The sequence below is a fragment of the Microbacterium sp. KU4F genome (assembly GCF_056868075.1).
Window position 1 is genome coordinate 953,920 of sequence record NZ_CP200324.1, and the last position, 20,873, is coordinate 974,792.

23 protein-coding genes are annotated in these 20,873 nt (G+C 69.8%); 12 read left to right on the plus strand and 11 right to left on the minus strand.

What is annotated here, in order from left to right:
* Positions 1–73: 73 nt before the first annotated feature.
* The 3 genes from AC1VNH_RS04840 to ychF are packed head-to-tail and all read right to left on the minus strand — an operon-like array spanning position 74 to position 2,291.
* Entirely contained in the window at positions 74–616 is a 543-nt protein-coding gene (locus AC1VNH_RS04840; RefSeq protein WP_483110154.1) for a hypothetical protein, read from the minus strand.
* On the minus strand, positions 613–1,182 hold the full coding sequence (locus AC1VNH_RS04845) for a GNAT family N-acetyltransferase (RefSeq protein ID WP_483110155.1): 570 nt from the start codon (positions 1,180–1,182) through the stop codon (positions 613–615). The genes AC1VNH_RS04840 and AC1VNH_RS04845 overlap by 4 nt, the downstream gene beginning before the upstream one ends.
* Positions 1,183–1,217: 35 nt before the next feature.
* Positions 1,218–2,291 carry a redox-regulated ATPase YchF gene (gene ychF, locus AC1VNH_RS04850; RefSeq protein ID WP_234075039.1) on the minus strand — a complete coding sequence of 358 codons (1,074 nt, stop codon included), beginning with the start codon at positions 2,289–2,291 and terminating at the stop codon, positions 1,218–1,220.
* 333 nt (positions 2,292–2,624) lie between these two features.
* Here ychF and AC1VNH_RS04855 point away from each other — a divergent pair, with 333 nt between their 5' ends.
* The 3 genes from AC1VNH_RS04855 (at position 2,625) to AC1VNH_RS04865 (ending at position 5,600) form a co-directional block, all read left to right on the plus strand.
* The gene (locus AC1VNH_RS04855; protein WP_483110156.1) at positions 2,625–3,212 is read left to right on the plus strand and encodes an exonuclease domain-containing protein; all 588 of its coding nucleotides are present in this window, start codon (positions 2,625–2,627) and stop codon (positions 3,210–3,212) included.
* Between the two features lie 36 nt (positions 3,213–3,248).
* A complete protein-coding gene (locus AC1VNH_RS04860; RefSeq protein WP_483110157.1) occupies positions 3,249–4,565 on the plus strand; it encodes a DNA recombination protein RmuC in 1,317 nt (438 codons plus the stop codon).
* Between the two features lie 63 nt (positions 4,566–4,628).
* Complete coding sequence (locus tag AC1VNH_RS04865; protein WP_483110158.1) at positions 4,629–5,600, plus strand: NAD-dependent epimerase/dehydratase family protein; 972 nt, start codon at positions 4,629–4,631, stop codon at positions 5,598–5,600.
* A 1-nt stretch (position 5,601) separates the two neighbouring features.
* Here AC1VNH_RS04865 and AC1VNH_RS04870 read toward each other — a convergent pair whose 3' ends face one another.
* The 3 genes from AC1VNH_RS04870 to glpX form a co-directional block, all read right to left on the minus strand.
* Positions 5,602–5,826, minus strand: a complete 225-nt coding sequence (locus AC1VNH_RS04870) for a UDP-N-acetylmuramyl pentapeptide phosphotransferase (protein ID WP_137417479.1) — start codon at positions 5,824–5,826, stop codon at positions 5,602–5,604.
* 433 nt (positions 5,827–6,259) lie between these two features.
* Entirely contained in the window at positions 6,260–7,024 is a 765-nt protein-coding gene (locus AC1VNH_RS04875) for a hypothetical protein (RefSeq protein ID WP_483110159.1), read from the minus strand.
* A gap of 258 nt (positions 7,025–7,282) precedes the next feature.
* Positions 7,283–8,272 (minus strand): class II fructose-bisphosphatase, encoded by a 990-nt coding sequence (glpX, locus tag AC1VNH_RS04880; RefSeq protein WP_460740687.1) that lies wholly within the window; start codon positions 8,270–8,272, stop codon positions 7,283–7,285.
* Positions 8,273–8,465: 193 nt separating this feature from the next.
* Here glpX and fbaA point away from each other — a divergent pair, with 193 nt between their 5' ends.
* Positions 8,466–9,497, plus strand: coding sequence for a class II fructose-bisphosphate aldolase (fbaA, locus tag AC1VNH_RS04885; protein ID WP_243227418.1), 1,032 nt, complete (start codon positions 8,466–8,468; stop codon positions 9,495–9,497).
* 51 nt (positions 9,498–9,548) lie between these two features.
* Here fbaA and AC1VNH_RS04890 read toward each other — a convergent pair whose 3' ends face one another.
* Positions 9,549–10,133, minus strand: a complete 585-nt coding sequence (locus tag AC1VNH_RS04890) for a TetR/AcrR family transcriptional regulator (RefSeq protein WP_483110160.1) — start codon at positions 10,131–10,133, stop codon at positions 9,549–9,551.
* Positions 10,134–10,225: 92 nt separating this feature from the next.
* On the opposite strand from AC1VNH_RS04890, the gene AC1VNH_RS04895 reads away from it, so the two are divergent.
* Entirely contained in the window at positions 10,226–10,579 is a 354-nt protein-coding gene (locus AC1VNH_RS04895; RefSeq protein WP_483110161.1) for a putative antibiotic biosynthesis monooxygenase, read from the plus strand.
* Here the strand turns inward: AC1VNH_RS04895 and AC1VNH_RS04900 are convergent.
* Genes AC1VNH_RS04900 through AC1VNH_RS04910 form a run of 3 tightly spaced genes read right to left on the minus strand, consistent with a single transcriptional unit; the run spans position 10,480 to position 12,604 of the window.
* Positions 10,480–11,022, minus strand: coding sequence for an MOSC domain-containing protein (locus AC1VNH_RS04900; protein WP_483110162.1), 543 nt, complete (start codon positions 11,020–11,022; stop codon positions 10,480–10,482). The genes AC1VNH_RS04895 and AC1VNH_RS04900 overlap by 100 nt on opposite strands.
* Positions 11,019–11,582 (minus strand): DUF6264 family protein, encoded by a 564-nt coding sequence (locus tag AC1VNH_RS04905; protein ID WP_483110163.1) that lies wholly within the window; start codon positions 11,580–11,582, stop codon positions 11,019–11,021. Before AC1VNH_RS04905 ends, AC1VNH_RS04900 begins: the two co-directional genes overlap by 4 nt.
* Positions 11,579–12,604, minus strand: coding sequence for a 4-hydroxy-3-methylbut-2-enyl diphosphate reductase (locus AC1VNH_RS04910; RefSeq protein ID WP_483112691.1), 1,026 nt, complete (start codon positions 12,602–12,604; stop codon positions 11,579–11,581). Before AC1VNH_RS04910 ends, AC1VNH_RS04905 begins: the two co-directional genes overlap by 4 nt.
* Before the next feature lie 88 nt (positions 12,605–12,692).
* Here AC1VNH_RS04910 and xseA point away from each other — a divergent pair, with 88 nt between their 5' ends.
* The 7 genes from xseA to AC1VNH_RS04945 are packed head-to-tail and all read left to right on the plus strand — an operon-like array spanning position 12,693 to position 19,076.
* The gene (xseA, locus tag AC1VNH_RS04915; protein WP_483110164.1) at positions 12,693–13,982 is read left to right on the plus strand and encodes an exodeoxyribonuclease VII large subunit; all 1,290 of its coding nucleotides are present in this window, start codon (positions 12,693–12,695) and stop codon (positions 13,980–13,982) included.
* 10 nt (positions 13,983–13,992) lie between these two features.
* Positions 13,993–14,223, plus strand: coding sequence for an exodeoxyribonuclease VII small subunit (locus AC1VNH_RS04920; RefSeq protein WP_373459535.1), 231 nt, complete (start codon positions 13,993–13,995; stop codon positions 14,221–14,223).
* Positions 14,223–14,861 (plus strand): DUF4245 domain-containing protein, encoded by a 639-nt coding sequence (locus tag AC1VNH_RS04925; protein ID WP_483110165.1) that lies wholly within the window; start codon positions 14,223–14,225, stop codon positions 14,859–14,861. Before AC1VNH_RS04920 ends, AC1VNH_RS04925 begins: the two co-directional genes overlap by 1 nt.
* 38 nt (positions 14,862–14,899) lie before the next feature.
* Positions 14,900–15,508, plus strand: a complete 609-nt coding sequence (locus tag AC1VNH_RS04930) for a carbonic anhydrase (RefSeq protein WP_137419149.1) — start codon at positions 14,900–14,902, stop codon at positions 15,506–15,508.
* A 36-nt stretch (positions 15,509–15,544) separates the two neighbouring features.
* On the plus strand, positions 15,545–16,939 hold the full coding sequence (locus AC1VNH_RS04935; RefSeq protein ID WP_483110166.1) for a class II fumarate hydratase: 1,395 nt from the start codon (positions 15,545–15,547) through the stop codon (positions 16,937–16,939).
* 38 nt (positions 16,940–16,977) lie between these two features.
* Positions 16,978–18,423 carry a sensor histidine kinase gene (locus AC1VNH_RS04940; protein ID WP_483110167.1) on the plus strand — a complete coding sequence of 482 codons (1,446 nt, stop codon included), beginning with the start codon at positions 16,978–16,980 and terminating at the stop codon, positions 18,421–18,423.
* Positions 18,420–19,076 carry a response regulator transcription factor gene (locus AC1VNH_RS04945; RefSeq protein WP_243227410.1) on the plus strand — a complete coding sequence of 219 codons (657 nt, stop codon included), beginning with the start codon at positions 18,420–18,422 and terminating at the stop codon, positions 19,074–19,076. The genes AC1VNH_RS04940 and AC1VNH_RS04945 overlap by 4 nt, the downstream gene beginning before the upstream one ends.
* 300 nt (positions 19,077–19,376) lie before the next feature.
* Here AC1VNH_RS04945 and phoH2 read toward each other — a convergent pair whose 3' ends face one another.
* Positions 19,377–20,732 (minus strand): RNA 5'-3' helicase PhoH2, encoded by a 1,356-nt coding sequence (gene phoH2 / locus AC1VNH_RS04950; protein ID WP_243227409.1) that lies wholly within the window; start codon positions 20,730–20,732, stop codon positions 19,377–19,379.
* Positions 20,733–20,873: the final 141 nt, after the last annotated feature.

Here is a 20,873-nt window from a genome sequence, read left to right on the forward strand (position 1 = left end):
GGACCGATTCTGTCGTCCCGGGTTCGCGGAGTGGGCACGCCCGGGCGTTGAGCGGCCGGGAGCGAGACGAACGTTAGGCGGAGGTGGGACCGCGGAACGCATCCACGATGACCTGGGGGTCGACGTCGATGCTGCCGACGGCGATCGAGCGCTTACGCCGCTTGCCCGCATCCTGCCGGGTGAACTCGATGCGCGAGGCGTGCAGGCCGGATGCCGGGATGACCACAGCGCTCGTTCCCTCGCGAGGCCATTCTTCGGCACGGATGCGGGGTGCCAAGGCGGAAGGACGCACGATCGCCGGAAAGAGCACAGCCCAGGGGGTGATCGTCACTGCGATCTTCGGCAGACGCGGTTGCCGACGAAGCTGCCGCGACCCCAGCGCGCCGAGCGCGACGGGAATCGAGACGAGCAGAATCGAGACGAGGATGAAGGGCAATGCGTTTCCGTCCACGGCAGTCGATGCGGCGATGAGCGGCACCAGCGTGATGATCCCCCACAGGACGCTGAGCGCCACCAGCGCGGCACCCTGCTTGCGCACGAGCTTGCGCAGCGTTTGTTCGACGGCAGCTCGCGCCGTGTCGTCGTAGCGCACGACCAGCGTCGCGTCGGGTGTCACCGCCGCTCCGCCCCGAGCCCTCCGGACACGGCAATCCGCTGCTTCTCGAAGGCGAACATGAGATCCGGCGGACCCTGCCCTTCGGAGACCGGGCCGTGCGGGTCGGGATGCCCGGGGTGGAAGAACTCGACGATCCGGAACCCGCACTTGTTCACGTAGAAGTGGATGTTCCGGGTGTCCTCGTAGGGAGTCATGGTCTCCCAGACCTCGGCGTCGGGGTAGCGGTTCTCGATCGTCCTCCAGATCTCGCCGCCGATCCCCGTGCCCTGAGTCTCGACGTCGACGAACAGAAGATCCAGAGATCGACGTCGCCCGCCTTCGGTCGAGGAGACGACGGCACCACCGACCGGATCACCTCCGGAGCGCACCTCCCAGGACTCTGCTCCCGCTCTGTTCATGCTCTCGAGGATCTCGCCGACCGAGATGACCGGCTCGTCGGGATCGTCCGGATCGTCTGAATCGGGTCGCGAGTAGGCCTCTGCGCCCGCGTCGAACGACGCCTGCAGGCGGGCGACGAACTGATCCCGCATGTCTGCGGTGACCGTGATGAGCTCCAGAGAAGGCATGCCCGTTCCTCGTCTCCGGCGCGCCGGCGACCCGCTCAGTTGTTGAAGCGGAACTCCACGACGTCGCCGTCCTGCATGACGTAGTCCTTGCCCTCGAGGCGGGCCTTGCCCTTCGCGCGGGCCTCCACGACCGAGCCCGTCGCGACCAGGTCGTCGAACGAGATGACCTCGGCCTTGATGAAGCCCTTCTCGAAGTCGGTGTGGATGACACCGGCAGCCTGCGGGGCCTTCCAGCCCTTACCGATCGTCCAGGCGCGCGCTTCCTTCGGACCCGCGGTGAGGTAGGTCTGCAGGCCCAGCGTGTCGAACCCGATACGCGCGAGCTGGTCCAGTCCCGACTCGTCCTGGCCCGTCGAGGCGAGCAGCTCTGCGGCCTCTTCGGGGTCGAGGTCGATCAGCTCGGACTCGATCTTCGCGTCGAGGAACACCGCCTGTGCGGGCGCGACCAGCGCGGCGAGCTCCGCCTTGCGGTCCGCATCCGTGAGCACGTCCTCGTCCACGTTGAAGACGAAGATGAACGGCTTGGCGGTCAGCAGGCCGAGCTCCTTGATGGGAGCCAGATCGATGCCGGATGCCGACAGCAGCTGTCCGCGCTCGAGGGCGTCCTTCGCGGCCTGCGCCGTCTCGAGCACGATCGGCTCGAGCTTCTTGCCGCGCACTTCCTTCTCGTAGCGCGTGATCGCGCGCTCGAGGGTGTCGAGGTCGGCGAGCTGCAGCTCCGCGTTGATGGTCTCCATGTCGTTCTTCGGGTCGACGTTCCCGTCGACGTGCACGACGTCGGAGTCGGCGAATCCGCGCACGACCTGCGCGATCGCGTCGGCCTCACGGATGTTGGCGAGGAACTTGTTGCCGAGCCCCTCCCCCTCGCTCGCACCGCGCACGATGCCCGCGATGTCGACGAACGACACGGCGGCCGGCAGGATGCGCTCGCTGCCGAAGATCTCGGCGAGCTTGTCGAGGCGCGCATCGGGCAGGTTGACGACACCCACGTTCGGCTCGATCGTCGCGAACGGGTAGTTCGCCGCGAGCACCTGATTCTTGGTCAGGGCGTTGAACAGGGTGGACTTGCCGACATTCGGCAGCCCGACGATTCCGATGGTAAGAGCCACGGGCATCAAGTCTAGGCGCCCCACGGCTCGCCGCCCGCCGGAGCCTGTGCCTCGGCCCGGCTCGCACGGTCGGGCTCGCCGCATCCGCCGATCGGCCCTGGCCGCATCCGTCGGTCGGAGAATCGCGCGGATGTCGGAGGATGCGGAGCGAAACCTCCGACGGGAGGCCGAATCTCCGACGAACGCGCGCACGCCGGAAGCGGCCACGACCCCGACGCCGGCTCGTGCGCCGCACCCGCACCGCCCGCACACCGCCCCGGATGCGGCAGCCCGGACACGGACACCCCGGCGCGCCTCACCGCGCACCGCGTGCATCCGGGTGAGGGTGAGGGCGTGTCACTGGATTTCACCGCGATCGACTTCGAGACGGCGAACTCCTCCAGCGCCTCGGCGTGCGCGGTGGGTCTGGCCCGCGTCCGCGACGGGCGCATCGTCGCGACCGCCGGTTGGCTGATCCGCCCACCCGAAGGGCACGACCGCTTCTTCGAGCTGAACATCGGCATCCACGGCATCCGCCCCGAGCACGTCGTCGACGCGAAGGGCTGGAGCGAGCAGCTCGACGATATCGCCGCCTTCGCCGGCGCGGACGTGCTCGTCGCGCACAACGCCGGATTCGACATGGCCGTGCTGCGGCGCGCGTGCGCCGCGGCGGGCGACATCTGCCCGCCCTACCGCTACGCCTGCAGCCTGCAGCTCGCGCGCCGCACCTACGACCTGCCGAGCTACCGGCTGCCGATCGTGGCGGCCGAGGCGGGCTTCGCGGAGTTCCGCCACCATGACGCGACAGCGGATGCGGCCGCCTCCGCCGCCATCATGATCGATGCGGCGCGGCGCTGGAACGCCCCCGACATCGACGCCCTCGCCGCGGCCTCCCGCATCCGGATCTGCGAGATCGACACGGCGGTCGCCGCGGCCGCCTGACCGGGGCATGTCGGGGGCCGGGGGCATGCTGTGCTCATGGACCCTGTGATCCTCCTCGTCGCCGCGCTGTGCCTCGCCGCCGGCATCGCCCTCGGCTGGTTCGCCGCGCACTCGCGCGCCTCGGGGCAACAGGGTGCGCTGTCGGCCCGCGCAGCGGCCGCGGAGTCCGCCGCCGCTGCCGCGCGCGCCGAGCTCGAGCGGCAGGGCGGGCTGTACCGGGAGTTCGTGGAGCGGCAGCGTGCAGAGCAGCGCGAACGCGACGACCGTGACCGTCGCGAGAACGCCGTGGTCGCCGCTCTCGCCCCGGTGCGCGACACCCTCGCCCAGGTGCGGATCAAGGTCGACGACCTCGAGCGGGAGCGCCACGCCCAGTACGGGGCTCTGGCCGAACAGCTGCGCCGCGCGCAGGAGACCGACGACCTGCTGCGCGACACGACGGCATCGCTCTCCTCCGCCCTGCGCTCGACGAGCACCCGCGGCGTGTGGGGCGAGGTGCAACTGCGCCGCGTCGTCGAAGCTGCAGGCCTCACCCGCCACGTCGACTTCGACGTGCAGTCGTCGATCAGCTCGGATGCGGGCTCGGGCCGCCCCGACATGATCGTGCGCCTGCCCGGCGGCAAGGCAATCGCCGTCGACGCCAAGGTGCCGCTCGACGCGTTCATCGAGTCCCAGGCGATCCCCGACACCGCGCAGGGAGAGGATGCGGTGCGCCGCCGCGCGCTCCGCGACAAGCACGTGAAGGCGCTGCGCGCCCACATCGACGCGCTCGCGAAGAAGCAGTACTGGGCAGGGATCGACTCCAGCCCCGAGTTCGTCATCTGCTTCGTGCCGAACGAGGCGCTGCTCGCGACCGCCCTCGACGAGGATCCGACCCTGCTCGACTACGCGTTCCGCCAGCGCGTCGCGCTCGCCTCACCCGTGAACCTCTGGGCGGTGCTGCGCACGGTCGCCTACACGTGGACGCAGGAGGCCGTCTCCGATGACGCCCGCGAACTCTTCACCCTCGGCACGCAGCTCTATGAGCGCCTCGGCGGACTCACGAAGCACATCGACGACCTGCGCCGCGGCATCGAGCGCACGGTCGACGGCTACAACCGGTTCGTCGGGTCCCTCGAGAGCCGCGTTCTCGTGACCGCGCGGCGCTTCCCCGGAATCGATGAGACCAAGCTGGATGCGGTCGCCGCACCCGCCGCCCTCGAGTCCACGCCGCGCCGGCTCAGCGCCCCGGAGTTTACCGCCGCGCTCGACGAGGTGCGACGGGCCGCATCCGATTCTGCGGATGAGACCGCATCCGCCGACGAGGACGGGACCGCATCCGCCGACGAGGCGCGGCTGTCGACATCCCCCGCCTGACACGCGTGTTCGCCCCTCGCGGATACGCCTGCGCGGATGCGCGTTCCCGACGACGATGAGGCTATGAAGCTCCTCCTTCTCGGCGGCACGGCATGGCTCGGGCGCACGACGGCAGCATCCGCGATCGCCGCCGGCCACGACGTGACCTGCGCCGCCCGAAGCGCGGACGTTCCGCACGGGGCGCAGCACGTTCGCGTCGACCGCGACATCACCGACGGCCTCGCGTCCTTGATCGACACCCGGTGGGATGCGGTGATCGACGTCTCGCGCCAGCCGGGCCAGGTGCGCCGCGCCGCGCGGCACTTACGCGCCGAGCGGTATGTCTTCGTCTCAACCTGCAACGTGTACGCGAGCCAGGCAGAGATCGGCGCGGACGAGTCGGCGCCGCTGCTCGAACCCCTCGACGCCGACGTGATGACCGACCCCGAGGACTACGGGCGCGCCAAGGTCGCCTGCGAGAACGCGGTGCGCGAGGTCTTCGGCGCCGACCGATCCGCCATCGTCCGTTCCGGCCTCATCGGCGGCCCGGGCGACCCGACGGGACGCAGCACCTACTGGCCGCGCCGCTTCGCCGCGCCGTCGAACCCCGACAGTGTCGTGCTGGCACCGGACGCTCCCCGCCTGCCGACCTCGCTGATCGACGTGCGCGATCTGGCCGAGTGGCTCGTCCGGCTCGCCGAGGGAGCGGGGTCGGGCGTGTTCAACGCGCAGGGCGAGCCGCATCCGTTCCCCGCGCACCTGAATGCGGCGAGGGCCGCCGCGGGGCATCGCGGCACGGTGGCGGCGATGGCAGAGGGCTGGCTGGTCGAGCGCGACGTCAACGAATGGGCGGGGCCGCGGTCCCTGCCGCTCTGGCTGCGGGATAAGAACTGGTACGGGATGAACTCACGGTCCACGGCGCGTGCGGTGGCGGCAGGGCTCGAACGCCGTTCGCTGGAATCGACTCTCGCCGATGTGCTCGACGGGCCGGTGGTATCGGGAGCAGGGCTCACCGACGAGGAAGAACGCGCGCTGCTCGCGCAGCTGCCGGCGTAGGTCAGGCGCCGCCGGGCACGAAGCTCAGCAGGAGGAGCACGACCGCGGAGACGCCGACGAAGGCTCCGATCGCCCACCACGGGCTCGGCTGATGTCCCTCTTCGCGGCGAACGCGGAAGAGGACGTCGGGGCGGCGCGCGGGGTCGGGGTTGTTGACGGCCACGGCGTCGGCGACGACGGCGAGCGCTCCGGTGTGCGGATGCGCGTTCTCCTGGGCTGCGGACATCGTTCGTCCCTTCGTCTCGGTGCAGAGATCGACATCGACGGTGATACGACGTGGTTCATTCTGCCACCTGCCGACGTGGCCACCCCGGAGGCTTGCGCTCCTCCCCCGCATCCGTGTCTCACTTGTGCACGCGCAACGCCCTCAAACCGTGAACAACTGAGACACAAACCCCATCCTCGGGCCCCACCCCGCATCCGTGTCTCACTTCTGCACGCCACACACCCTCAAACCCTCAACAACTGAGACACAAACCCCACCCACGCACCCCGCCCCGCATCCGTGTCTCACTCGTGCACGCCATACACCCCCGAACCGTGAACAACTGAGACACGAACCCGGAGTAATCGCAACCGAGGGGGGTACTGCGCACGCCTGCGTCCGGCATGTCCCACTTCTTGCAGTTATCGCCCCCCTTGATGCACCGCGGCGGCGATCAGTCGGGCCGCAGGACCTGCTCCGCGCGGCGCACCGCCTCGACACCTCCCGCATCGAGAGCGTCGCGGTGTTCCGGATGCTGCCGATAGAACTCCACGAGCGAAGCCACGAGGTTCGGGTCCGAACCCAGGCTGAGGGAGGGCGCCGTGATCAGCGGCGCACCGCCCGCGCGCAGCAGCGAGAGCTTGGCCGCGGGGGCCGCAACGACCGCGACCTGCGCCAGCTCTTCCCATGACCAGTCCAGCGCGCCGCATCCGCGGATGCCCGTCACGCCGCGCGAGGTGAGCGTCAGCCCTGCAGGGACGCGCAGCCGCACGATCCGCATCACGAGCATCGCGATCCCGATCACGCCGAGGATGTAGGGCCCGCTGCGCGTCAGGCGCGGCCCCCATGGCATCGGCAGTCCGTTCAGGTCGATGAAGAGCTGCGCGCCGGCCGGAAGCAGCAGCGACACGGCGATGAAGAGTGTCGGGACGGATCCGACCCGCAGGGGGACGAAGCGCAGGGAACCCGGTCGATCGTCGATGGTCAGCGCACGCGACACGACGCCCCGGAACGTGACGAGCAGCGCGATCCCGATCACCATCAGCATGATCGCCAAGGCACCGAAGAGGATGTGCCGGCTCAGCTCGTCACTGACCGCGGCGATGAGACCGACAACGACGGAGGTCATCACCACGCCCCACGCGAGCGGACGCGGGTTGCGCCCACCCGGAAACACGGGCACCTCAAGGCCGTCGAGAATCGGGAGCCGAGGGCTCATCCGCCGAACAGTCATCGACCCATCATCCTGTCGACGGCCAGCATGTCCCAGTTCCTGCAGTATTCGGACCCAGAACCTGCAGCAAGTGGGACACGCCCTGCAGCAAGTGGGACACGCCCTGCGGCAAGTGGGACACGCCCTGCGGCAAGTGGGACATCCCCTGCAGCAAGTGGGACATGCCGACCGGGCTCACCAGCCGAAAGACTCAACCCGCAGGCTCAGCCCGAGAGGATCACAGCCACTTCGAGGTCGCGAGCGTCACAGCCACTTCGAGGTGAGGTGCTCGCTCGAGATGCGGCGGAGGGTGCCGGAGGCGCCGCGCAGCACGACGCTCTCGGTGTAGATGTGCTCGCCCTCGCGGCGCACACCGGCGACCAGCTGACCGTCGGTCACGCCCGTGGCGACGAAGATCGTGTTCTTGCCCTTGACGAGATCCTCGGCCTCGTAGACGGTGCCGTCGACCTTGAGCCCCGCGTCGATGCCGCGCTGCTTCTCCTCGTCGTTGCGCGGCGCGAGACGACCCTGGATGTGGCCGCCGAGCGCCTTGATGGCGCAGGCGGTGACGATGCCCTCGGGGCTCCCGCCGATCCCGACGCACATGTCGGTGCGGGCGTTGTGGCGGGCGGCGTTGATGCCGCCGGCGACGTCGCCGTCGCTCATGAGTCGCGTGCCGGCACCGGCCTCGCGGATCTCCTCGATGAGCTGGTCGTGGCGAGGACGGTGCAACACCGAGACCACGATCTCGTCGACGGGCTTGCCGAGCGCCTTCGCGAGCAGGCGGATGTTCTCGCCGATGGGCAGCCGGATGTCGACAACGCCGACGCCGGCGGGACCGGTGACGAGCTTGTCCATGTAGAAGACGCTGGATGCGTCGAGCATGGCGCCGTGGTCGGCGACCGCGATGACCGAGAGGGCGTTGTTGCGGCCGGCGGCCGTCAGCGAGGTGCCGTCGATCGGGTCGACCGCGATGTCGCACTGCGGGCCGCGCCCCGTGCCGACGTGCTCGCCGTTGAAAAGCATGGGCGCATTGTCCTTCTCGCCCTCGCCGATCACGATCACGCCGTCGAAGTTGACGGTGGTGAGGAAGGCGCGCATGGCGTCGACCGCCGCGCCGTCGGCCATCTCCTTCTGACCGCGCCCGATGAAGGGAACGGAGCGGATGGCTGCCGCCTCCGTCGCGCGCACGAGCTCGAGAGCGAGGTTCCGGTCGGGATGCAGCGGGCTCATGTCCGCGGTAAGACTCACCATGCGGCCCAGCCTAAGCAGGATCCCGCAGAGCGGACGCGACTTTCGGCTCTGAAGACGCGAAGAATTCGACGTTCTTTCATCATGAGGAAATCCACCGCCCCCGCGGCGATATTCCTGGCGCCCGCGGCACCCAGCCGCCCGCATCCCCTTCGATAGAGTGACGGGTAACCACTGCACACAGCAAGGAGCGGACATGCCCGTCGCAACACCCGATCAGTATGCCGAGATGCTCGACCGCGCGAAGGCGGGCGGCTTCGCGTACCCGGCCATCAACGCGGCGAGCTCGCAGTCGATCAACGCGATCCTGCAGGGCCTCACGGAAGCCGGTTCCGACGGCATCATCCAGGTCACCACCGGTGGCGCCGACTACTTCGCCGGCCACACCGTCAAGGGCCGGGCGACCGGCGCGATCGCTTTCGCGAAGTTCGCCACCGAGGTCGCCAAGAACTACCCGATCACGGTCGCCCTCCACACCGACCACTGCCCCAAGCCCGCCCTCGAGGACTTCGTGCTGCCGCTGATCGCCGCATCCGAAGAAGAGGTCAAGGCCGGCCGTAACCCACTCTTCCAGTCGCACATGTGGGACGGCTCGGCCGTTCCCCTCGACGAGAACATCGCGATCGCCAAGGAGCTGCTGCCCCGCATCAAGGCGATCAACGCGATCCTCGAGGTCGAGATCGGCGTCGTCGGCGGCGAAGAGGACGGCGTGAAGCACGAGGGCTCGAACGAAGCGCTCTACACGACCACGGCGGACGTGGCCAAGGCCGTCGAGGCCCTCGGTCTCGGTGACGCCGGCCGCTGGATCGCGGCGCTGACCTTCGGCAACGTGCACGGCGTCTACAAGCCCGGCAACGTGAAGCTGCGTCCGGAGCTGCTCGGTGAGATCCAGGAGGGCATCGCCGCGCAGTTCGGCACCGGCCCGAAGCCCCTCGACCTCGTGTTCCACGGCGGCAGCGGCTCGACCCCCGAAGAGATCGCCCTCGCGGTCGCGAACGGCGTCGTGAAGATGAACATCGACACCGACACCCAGTACGCGTTCACGCGCTCGGTCGCCGGCTTCATGTTCTCGAACTACGACGGCGTGCTGAAGGTCGACGGCGAGGTGGGCAACAAGAAGGCCTACGACCCGCGCGCCTGGGGCAAGGTCGCCGAGACCGCCATGGCCGCCCGCGTCGTCGAGGCGACGCAGCAGCTCGGCTCTGCCGGCAAGTCGCTCGGCGCCTGATCCGACGCAGTCACCGCGAATGCCCCGGCTCCGGCCGGGGCATTCCGCGTTTCAGGATGCGGCGCGCTCCATCGCGGCCTCGGCCTCACGTTCGGCGAGCCGCCGCACTGCGTCCAGCCGATCGCCGAAACGGTCAGCGGTGAACATCTCGGCCAGCTGCGGGAAGACCGCCCATCCGTCGGTGAGGGTGACCACGGTCAGCAGCAGCTGACCCGCATCCGCCTTGGAGACGCCAGGAAGCGCCCGCTGGACCGCGGCGACCTTCGACCTGCAGTGCTCCTCGCGGACGGCGCGATCCGGCACGTCTCCCCCGCGGACGAGGCCCTCCCACGCCATGAGCCGGCCGAGCTCGGGCTTGCGGACGATGCGCTCGAACAGGCCGGCGGCGTAGTCGCCGATGGCACGCGGGCCTTCGCCCTCGAGCGGCACCTCTTCGAACACCTCGGAGAGCTCGTGGACGATCACCGCCTCGAACAGTGCGTCCTTACTCCCGAAGTACGAGTAGATCCGCTCCTTGTTGACACCGGCCGCCTCGGCGATCCGGTCGATCCGCGCACCGGCGGGTCCGTGAGCCGCGAACTCGGCCGTCGCCGCGGTGAGCAGCTGACGTCGTGTGCGTTCGGTGTCCCAAGCCATGTCACCCAGCTTATCCCGCAACTCCAACCGTTCGGTTGCAAAAATCGGCGAACACGTCTACATTCATCACCAAACGAACAGTTGGAGGTGTGATGACCGAACCGAGCGCCGCCCCTCGCCCCCCGATGCCCAACGCCCATGTCCGCGCCGCGCTGACGTGGATCGCGATCTTCCCGCTCGTGACGATCGGGATGCTGGCACTGGCGCCGTTCACGGAGAGCTGGCACCCCGTCCTGCGCTCACTGGTGCTCACCCTGATCGTCGTACCGCTGGCCAGCTACCTCGTCATGCCGTGGCTGCTGCGCACCCACGGGCGGATCGCCATGGCGCGGGCGACGCGGCGCGCTCAGACGCCGTCGAACAGCCCGGGCGCACCCGCGGGGCGCGAGAGCACGACGATCTCATCCCCGGCGGAGATCGCGCCGGACTTCACCACCCGGAAGTAGGGGCCGAGCCGCCGCTCGTCGGCGAAGCGCTTGACCCAGCCCCGCGCCTCAGGACCGCCGAGACGCCGGGCGAAGGTCTGGCAGGGATTGCGGTGCCGGGTGACCTCGAGCTCGAGCGTGTCGCCGATGCGCCACCGTTCCCCGATCACGACCGCGTTGACGTCGATGCCCTCGGTGCGCAGGTTCTCACCGAACCAGCCGGGTGCCAGCTCGCGGCCCAGCTCGCTCTCCCAGAACTCGGCGTCCTCCTGCGCGTAGGCGTAGACGGCCTGCTCGAGCCCGCCATGGTGCTTGCGATTGGCCTGCACGTCGCCGCGCACACCGTAGGGGCCGACGCGCACGGCGCCGTCGAGCGGGCGCTTGTCGATCGCGGTCACGCCGATCGTGCCCGCATCCGGGATCAGCGCATGCACGGCGCAGACGGCCACGACGCGCGCCGTCATGTCGCGCTCGGGGTCGGGACGGGCGTGATGCCGCCGATCTGCTGCATGAGGCTGGGGTCCATGAACACCGGAGTCAGAATCAGAGCTCCCGCAATGAACATGAACACCACTCCGCCCACGAGAGGAATCCAGAAGCTCAGGCGGCCCGCACGAAGATTCCAGACCGATATGGCGGCGGTCGTGAACCAGCCGACGACGACGACGATGGCGGCTGCCGCTCCCCAGGCGCGGGCGCCGGCGGCATCCGACAGTCCGCCCTCGATCCCGAACTGCGCCAGCGCCTGTGTGAGCAGCGCGTTCGGGTCGACGTACCCCGGCATCGAGCGCAGGACGTCGATGAGCCCGATCGCGAGCAGTGCGATCGTGGCGACGCGGTCCATGGCCCGAGGGTTGCGCGCCACGGGGCCTGCGGCAGGAGCCGGGGCGGGTGCGGGCGGGGCCGCATCCGGAGCCTTGCCCGCGTCGAGGTCGAACGTCGCGTCGGGCTGACGGATGCGGGCACGCTGCTCTTCGGGCGTCGCGTACTCGCCGTACTGGGGGCGAGGGCGCTCGTCGCTCATGCGCGCCCCCGTCCGCCGCGGGCGCGGGCGTCGGTGGCGCCGGATGCGTCGCGGCGCAGCTCCTTCGGAAGCGAGAAGATGAGGTCCTCCTCGGCCGTGCGCACCTCGGCGACGTCGGCGTAGCCGGCGCCGGCGAGCACGTCGAGTACTTCCTGCACGAGCACCTCGGGCACCGAGGCGCCGCTGGTCACACCGACCGTGGCGACACCGTCGAGCCACTCCTGGCGAACCTCTTCCGCGTAGTCGACCCGGTAGGCGGCCTTGGCGCCGTGCTCCAGAGCGACCTCGACGAGGCGCACGCTGTTGGACGAGTTGGCGGAGCCGACCACGATCACCAGATCCGCGTCGCGCGCGACCTTCTTGATCGCGACCTGACGGTTCTGCGTGGCGTAGCAGATGTCGTCGGACGGCGGGTCCTGCAGGTTGGGGAACCGCTCGCGCAGACGCCGTACCGTCTCCATGGTCTCGTCGACCGAGAGCGTGGTCTGGGAGAGCCAGACGACCTTGTCGGGGTCGCGCACCTCGACGGTGTCGGCGTCGGCGGGCGAGTTCACGATCGTGACGTGTTCGGGCGCCTCACCGGCGGTGCCCTCGACCTCCTCGTGCCCGAGGTGGCCGATGAGCAGGATCTCGAAGTCGTCGCGGGCGAAGCGGACGGCCTCGCGATGCACCTTGGTCACCAGCGGACAGGTCGCATCGATCGCCTGCAGGCCGCGGTCGGCGGCGGCCGAGACGACGGCGGGCGAGACGCCGTGCGCGCTGAAGACGACGTGCGCGCCGGCGGGCACCTCGTCGACCTCCTCGACGAAGACCGCGCCTTTGGCCTCGAGCTCGGTCACGACGTGCACGTTGTGCACGATCTGCTTACGCACGTAGACGGGGGCGCCGTAGCGCTCGAGCGCCTTCTCGACGGCGATGACCGCGCGGTCGACGCCGGCGCAGTAGCCACGGGGGGCTGCCAGCAGCACCCTCTTGCGTCCGACGACCGGGATATCCTGAAGCCGGCCGCTGCGCGCCGGCATCCGGGGGGTGGGAAGGTGCACGGCGGGTGAGCTCACGCCCGTGATTCTACGGGCGCGTGCTGGGCAGAGGCCGAGCGACGGAGGATGCATGACGAGGTTCGCACCGGATGCGGCGGAGGCCCCGCACGGCGATGACGTCCATCCCCGCGACGCCACGCGCGAAGCGCCCACATCCGTCGCCCGGTTCAACGAGACGATCCGGGCGTTCGTCTCCTCCTGGGGCTCGGTCTGGGTCGAGGGCGAGATCACATCGTGGAACGTGCGCGGCGGCAACGTCTACGGCCGACTGAAAGACCTCACGGGCGACGCGAGTGTGTCGTTCCGTATCTGGTCGTCGACGCTGCAGCGCCTGCCCGACGATCTGAAGGTCGGCGATCGGGTCGTCGCGAGCGTCAAGTCCGACTACTTCGTGCGCACGGGCGACTTCAGCGTGCTGGTCTCCGCGATGCGCCACACCGGCATCGGCGACCAGCTCGCCGCGATCGAGCAGCTGCGCACAAAGCTCCGCGCCGAGGGGCTCTTCTCCCCGGAGCGCAAGCGCCCGCTCCCCTTCCTCCCGCACCTCGTGGGGCTCATCACGGGAGAGCGATCGGATGCGGAGAAGGACGTCCACCGCAACGCCGAGCTGCGCTGGCCGCAGGTGAGCTTTCGCACCGAGTACGCGGCGGTGCAGGGCGATCGGTGCGTGCCCGAGACGATCGCCGCGCTGCAGAAGCTGGATGCCGACCCCGACGTCGACGTCATCATCATCGCCCGCGGCGGCGGCGACCCGCAGCACCTGCTGGGCTTCAGCGACGAACGGCTGCTGCGCGCGGTCGCCGCGGCCACGACGCCCGTCGTCTCGGCGATCGGTCACGAGAACGACCACCCCCTGCTCGATGACGTCGCCGACCTCCGCGCCTCGACGCCGACGGACGCCGCCAAGCGCGTCGTGCCGGATGTGGGCGAGCAGCGCACCCTCGTGCGCCAGCTGCGCGCACGGCTGGGCTCGCGGCTCAGCATGCGCGTCTCGCACGACATCGCCCAGCTCGAACAGTTGCGCTCGCGCCCGGTGCTCCGAGATCCCGACGCGCTCCTCGAGCGGCGCGCCCACGAGATCGAGCTGCTCGCGGCCCGCGGTCGCGACACGATCGACCGCGCGCACACCCATGCGGCACGCCAGACGGCCGAGCTGCGCGCGTCGCTGCGCGCGCTCTCGCCCGGCGCCACGCTCGCTCGCGGCTACGCGATCGCGCACATCGACGGCGGTGTGATCGTGCGGGATGCGGCGCAGGCTCCGGAGGGCACCGAGCTGACCGTCACCGTGGCGCGCGGTTCCTTCGCCGCCACCTCCGGCGGCGAGGTGCCCGAGACGTCTGCGACGACGACGGACGCCTAGGATGGAAGCCATGTCCGCGCCCGAGGAGACCGCTCCCGAGATCGCGTCGCTGTCGTTCGAGCAGGCGCGCGACGAGCTCGTGCGCGTCGTCGCTGAGCTCGAGCAGGGGTCTCCCACGCTCGAGCAGTCGCTCTCGCTGTGGGAGCGCGGCGAGGCGCTCGCGGCCCGGTGCGAGGAGTGGCTGCTGGGCGCCAAGCGTCGGCTGGATGCGGCGCGCTCCGGCGCCGAGGGCGAACTCTGATGGCCCGAGGTCCCCGCGTCGTCGCCGAGCTCGGCCGCCCCGAGACTCCCGACGAGACCGCCGCCCGCAAGGCGGAGTCCTCACGCATCTACCGCTCGAGTCAGACGTTCCGAAACCTCATCGCGGCGCTGCTCGCGACCCTCGGCGTCGTGATCGTCATCGTCTTCGCCGTTCCGCGTGGCAACCCCGCGCCCGCGCCCGCCCTGGACGTCGCCGAGATCGCGGACGGCTTCGCGGACGCCTACGGACGTCCCGTCATCTCCCCCGATGTGCCGGAGAACTGGCGCGTCAACCAGGCGCAGCTCGAGGGCAACAGTGTTCCTGCCTTCACGATCGTCTACGTGCCCGACGCCGAGAGCTACATCAACATCGCTCAGGCTTTCGACGCGGATGCGGGCTGGGTGGCCCGCACCCTCAACGGCGCCGCCCCGACCGGCACCGAGACGATCGACGGCATCGAGTGGCAGCGCTACGAGATCTCCGACGCCCGCTCCGCCGGCGGCGTCTCCTACGCCCTCGCCACCCCCGCGGGCCCCGACCAGATCCTCGTGTACGGCACGGCCAAGCCCGACACCGCGGCGCAGCTGGCCATGACCGTCACCGACACCATCCTTCAGCTGCGCGAGGAGACACCGTGACCGACACCAACCCCACCCCCGCTCAGGTCTGGGCCGAGATGCTCGAGGGCAACGCCCGCTTCGTCTCCGGCACGCCGCGCCACCCGCGACAGGACGTCGAGCGCCGCCACGAGCTCGCGTCAGGCCAGCGCCCGCGCGCGGCACTGTTCGGCTGCTCCGACTCGCGTCTGGCCGCCGAGATCATCTTCGACGAGGGACTGGGCGACCTGTTCGTCGTGCGCAACGCCGGTCAGGTCATCTCCGACTCGGTCGTCGGCAGCCTCGAGTACGCGGTCGAGGTGCTCGGCACCCCGCTCATCGTCGTGCTCGGCCACGACGAGTGCGGTGCCGTCCGCGCCGCCATCGACAGCACCTCGCCCGACGCGCCCGCTCTCCCGCCGCGCATCTGGCGCCAGGTCGCGCCCATCGTGCCGGCCGTGCGCCGCGTGCAGGTCGCCGAGGGCACGAACGCCGCGACGGTCGACGCCGAGCACGTGGGCCGCGAGCACCTGCGCGACACCGTGACCGAGCTGCTGCACTCGTCTGAGCTCATCAGCGCCGCCGTGGCCGACGGCTCGCTCGCGATCGTCGGCGTGAACTACCGCCTCGCGAAGGGCGTCGCCGAGCCCGACTTCATCGTCGGTGCGGCGACCGAATCCGCCGCCTGACCACCTTCCGCCCGCACACCGTCAGAGGAGACACCCGTGGCTGAGACCGAATACCGCATCGAACACGACACGATGGGCGAGGTCCGCGTTCCCGCATCCGCTCTCTACAGCGCGCAGACCCAGCGCGCGGTCGAGAACTTCCCGATCTCGGGCGACGCACTGGCGCCGGCTCAGATCGTGGCGCTCGCGCGGATCAAGAAGGCCGCCGCCCTCGCGAACAAGCAGCTCCGTACCCTCGACGCGCAGATCGCCGACGCGATCGCCCGTGCCGCCGATCAGATCATCGCCGGCCAGCACGCCGACCAGTTCCCGATCGACGTCTACCAGACCGGCAGCGGCACGTCGTCGAACATGAACATGAACGAGGTGCTCGCGACCCTCGCGACGCGCGACCTCGGCTCGACGGTTCACCCGAACGACCACGTCAACGCCTCGCAGTCCTCGAACGACGTGTTCCCCACCTCGGTGCACATCGCGGTGACGCAGGAGATCATCGACGCGCTGATCCCCGCCCTCGACCACCTCGCGGTGTCGCTGGAGGAGAAGGCGGAGGCCTGGAGCGACGTGGTCAAGTCGGGCCGCACGCACCTCATGGATGCGACTCCCGTCACTCTCGGCCAGGAGTTCGGCGGCTACGCCCGCCAGATCCGCCTCGGCATCGAGCGCGTGCAGGCCACGATCCCCCGCGTCGCAGAGGTTCCCCTCGGCGGCACGGCGGTCGGCACCGGCATCAACACCCCGCTCGGCTTCCCGCAGAAGGTCATCGAGCTGATCGTCGCCGAGACCGAGCTGCCCATCACCGAGGCCAAGGACCACTTCGAGGCGCAGGCGAACCGCGACGGCCTCGTGGAGGCATCCGGAGCCCTCCGCACGATCGCCGTGTCGCTCACCAAGATCAACAACGACCTGCGCTGGATGGGCTCGGGCCCGAACACGGGTCTCGGCGAACTGCATATCCCCGACCTGCAGCCCGGATCCTCGATCATGCCCGGCAAGGTCAACCCGGTCGTTCCCGAGGCCACGCTCATGGTGTGCGCCCGGGTCATCGGCAACGACGCCACGATCGCGTGGGCGGGCGCATCCGGCTCGTTCGAGCTCAACGTCGCGATCCCCGTCATGGGCACGGCGCTGCTCGAGTCGATCCGTCTGCTCGCCAACTCGGTGCGCGTGCTGGCCGACAAGACGATCCGCGGCCTCGAGGTCGACCGCGAGCGCGCGGCGGCCTACGCCGGCATGTCGCCCTCGATCGTCACGCCGCTGAACAAGCTCATCGGCTACGAGGCCGCGGCCAAGATCGCCAAGCACGCGGTCGCCGAGGGCATCACGGTGCGCGAGGCGGTCATCGCCCTCGGGTACGTGGAGCGGGGCGAGCTCACCGAGGCGCAGCTCGACGAGAAGCTCGATCTGCTCTCGATGACGCACCCGGGCTGAGCTACACGCGAAACCGCCCGACGAGACATAATCGGAAGGTGAAGCAGACGCCGAGAATGCTCTCGGCGCGCGTGAAGACTCTGGGGGCGATCCTCCTTGTGGCGTGCGTCGGGTTGATCGTCGCGGGTGGGGTCTCCTTCTGGATCCAGCGGGCGCGTCTCGTCGACGACGTGGACGACCGCCTGATCGAGAAGGTGCAGGCCCTGCGGCCCGTGGGCGATGCGCCGTCCCCCGGCATCTACCTCACGCGCACCGTGACCGGCTTCCTGCCCTCGCAGACCGAAGGCGTCGTCGGGGTCGTCGACGGCGAGATCGTCGTCTCCCCCTCGGCGGGCAACCTGTTCCACGCGATCGAGGATCCGGGGGTGGTCACCGCGGCGACGAAGGCGGTCACCGGCAGCGACATCGTGCTGGGCACGGTCTCGACCGACCAGGGCGAGGTGCGCTACGTGGCGCTGCCGGTGCAGATCGGCGGCGAGACGGGCATCTACCTGCGCGGCGTCGACATGGAAGCCGAGATGGCGCCGTTCCAGGCGTCGATCATGACGTACGTGATCGCCGCCGTGGTCGTCATGGCCGCGCTCGGCTTCGCGAGCTGGTTCTTCACCGGCCGACTGCTCTCGCCTCTTCGGCAGTTGCGCGAGGCGGCGGATGCGGTGACGCTCGACGATCTCGGCACGCGCGTGCCCGAGGAGGGTGACCACGAGATCGCCGACCTCTCACGCACCATGAACTCCATGCTCGACCGCCTCGAGGCGTCCGTCAGCAGCCAGCGACAGCTGCTCGACGACATCCGGCACGAGCTGAAGACACCCATCACGATCGTGCGCGGGCACCTCGAGATGATGAACGTCGACGATCGCGAGGATGTCGTCAGCATCCGCGACATGGGGATCTCGGAGCTCGACCGGATGACGCGCCTCGTCGACGACATCGACCTGCTGTCGTCGGCGCAGGGCGATCAGTTCGAGATGCGCCCCGTCGACCTCGGGATGCTGACCGAACGCGTCGGCGAGCTCGTCTCCGCCATCTCCGGTCACCCGTTCTCCCTCGCCCGAAGCGCCCGTGGTGTGGTGGTGGCCGATGCCGACCGGCTCACCCAGGCCTGGCTGCAGCTCGCCGACAACGCCGCGAAGTACACGCCGGCCGACAGCCCCATCGAGGTCGGCAGCGACGTCGTGGACGGCGAGGCACGGCTGTGGGTCCGAGACCACGGTGCCGGCATCCCGCCCGCGGCCCGGCGCCGCATCTTCCAGCGGTTCGCGCGTGTCGATGCGAACCGCTCCGTCGAGGGCTCGGGCCTGGGTCTTGCCATCGTCGAGGCGATCGCACAGGCCCACGGCGGCTCCGTCGACGTCACCGACACCCCCGGCGGCGGCGCCACCTTCACGGTGCGCGTGCCGACCAGCGGCCATCCGTCCACTCTGGTCCCGACGCCCGTGCGCGCCGGCGACGTCGTTCTGCAGCGAGAGGCAACCACATGACCTTGATCCTGATCGCGGAGGATGAATCCCGCATCTCGGCTTTCGTGAAGCGCGGACTGGAGTCGGCGGGATTCGCCACCGAGGTGGTCGAGGACGGCAACGACGCGCTGGAGCGCGCGCTCTCGGGCGAGGTCGACCTGCTCCTGCTGGATGTGGGCCTGCCGGGCATGGACGGCTTCGAGGTGCTCCGGCACGTGCGCGGTCAGGGCTCACACCTGCCGGTCATCATGCTGACCGCCCGCAGCAGCACCCGAGACACGGTCGACGGCCTCAACGCCGGCGCGAACGACTACGTGCCGAAGCCCTTCAAGTTCGACGAGCTCCTCGCCCGCGTGCGCTCGCGCCTGCGGGAGAACGTCGCCACCGGCAGCATCGCGATCGTCCACGGCGATGTCATCCTCGACGTGCTCTCGCGGCGCGCGAGTGTCGAGGGGCGCGAGATCGATCTGTCGGCGCGGGAGTTCGCCCTCGCCGAGCAGTTCCTGCGCCACCCCGGTCAGGTGCTCAGCCGCGAGCAGCTGCTGAGCCGGGTCTGGGGGCTCGACTTCGACCCGGGCTCCAACGTGGTCGACGTCTACGTGCGCTACCTGCGCGCCAAGTTCGGTCACGAGCGCATCGTCACGGTGCGCGGCGCCGGCTACCGCTGGGAGTAGGCACTCCGCATCGACACCCGCCCGACGGCGGCTGATTTGGCGCGCCCGAACACGGAGAAGGCCCCCGGCGCTGGGGGACGCCGGGGGCCACAGAGAGACCACGGGACCCGAACCCGTGATGCCCGCCACCTCACCGGGGGGAATCGGTGGCGGATTGCTTCTCCAGTTTTTCTTCGCCGTCAGAGTCTGGGGGAACTCATTCCAGCGGTGAATGACAGTGTCGCGTCATCCGTGTTCTCCATCATCCGCGGCTGCCGTGAGAGCACAAGGAGGATCGGGTGAGAAAGCTCTCATACGACCTCATGAAAGCTCCCCCGCCTCCAGCAGGTCGGTCACCAGGGCCGCGATCGCAGAGCGCTCCGACCGCGTCAGGGTGACGTGCCCGAACAGCGAGTGCCCCTTGAGGGTCTCGATGACCGAGGCGATGCCGTCGTGGCGTCCGACCCGCAGGTTGTCGCGCTGGGCCACGTCGTGGGTCAGCACCACGCGGGAGTTCTGCCCGATGCGGCTGAGCACGGTCAACAGCACGTTGCGCTCGAGCGACTGCGCCTCGTCCACGATCACAAACGCGTCGTGCAGCGAGCGACCCCGGATGTGGGTCAGCGGCAGCACCTCGAGGATGCCGCGCGCGACGACCTCTTCGAGCACGTTCGAGCTGACGACAGAGCCCAGCGTGTCGAACACCGCCTGGCCCCAAGGGTTCATCTTCTCCTGCGCGTCACCGGGCAGGTAGCCGAGCTCCTGGCCGCCGACGGCGAACAGCGGGCGGAAGACAATGATCTTCCGCTGCTGCTGGCGCTCCAGCACCGCCTCCAGCGCCGCGCACAGGGCGAGCGCCGACTTGCCGGTGCCCGCGCGACCGCCGAGCGAGACGATGCCCACATCCGGGTCCGAGAGCAGATCGATCGCGATGCGCTGCTCGGCCGAGCGGCCGTGCAGCCCGAACACGTCGCGGTCGCCTCGGACGAGCCGGAACTCGCCGTCGCCCGTGACCCGTCCGAGGGCGGAACCGCGCTCGGAGTGCACGATGAGGCCCGTGTTGACGGGGAGGCCCCGCACGTCGTCGCTCACGGCGACGTCGCTCTCGTACAGGTCGCTCATCTCGTCGCCCGAGACGTCGATGTCGGCGATGCCGGTCCAGCCCGAGTCCGCGGCCTGCTCGGCGAGGTACTCCTCCGCGAGGATGCCGAGAGAGGCGGCCTTGACGCGCATCGGGAGGTCCTTGGAGACCACCGTGACGTCGTGGCCCTCCTGCTGGAGGTGCATGGCGACGGCGAGGATGCGGGTGTCGTTGTCGCCGAGTCGCATCCCGCTCGGGAGCACCGAGGGGTCGGTGTTGGTCAGTTCGACGCGGAGCGATCCGCCGGCGCCGACGGGGACGGGGAAGTCGAGGCGGCCGTGCTCGACGCGAAGCTCATCGAGGTGCCGCAGCGCCTGGCGCGCGAAGTAACCCAGCTCCGGATCATGTCTCTTGGCCTCCAGTTCGGTGATGACGACGACGGGGATCACGACCGAGTGCTCCGCGAAGCGGAAGAACGCTCGGGGATCGCTCAGAAGCACCGAGGTGTCCAAAACATAAGAGCGCAGGTCAGTTTCCTGATCTGCGCTCTGCTGGACGGTCGCCCGCTGCTGCTGGTGTGGTGCTCGTGTGGTCACAACCCACTCCCCTTCCGGGCCCGTGGCCCGGGGTCTCTCGAGTCGACCGGTGGGTAGCGAGTCGCTTCCTGGGGCCGACTCGAACGGGCGCCGTGCCCGTTGTGATGACCGTACGACCTCCGCGGGATCCGTGGGGCCGAA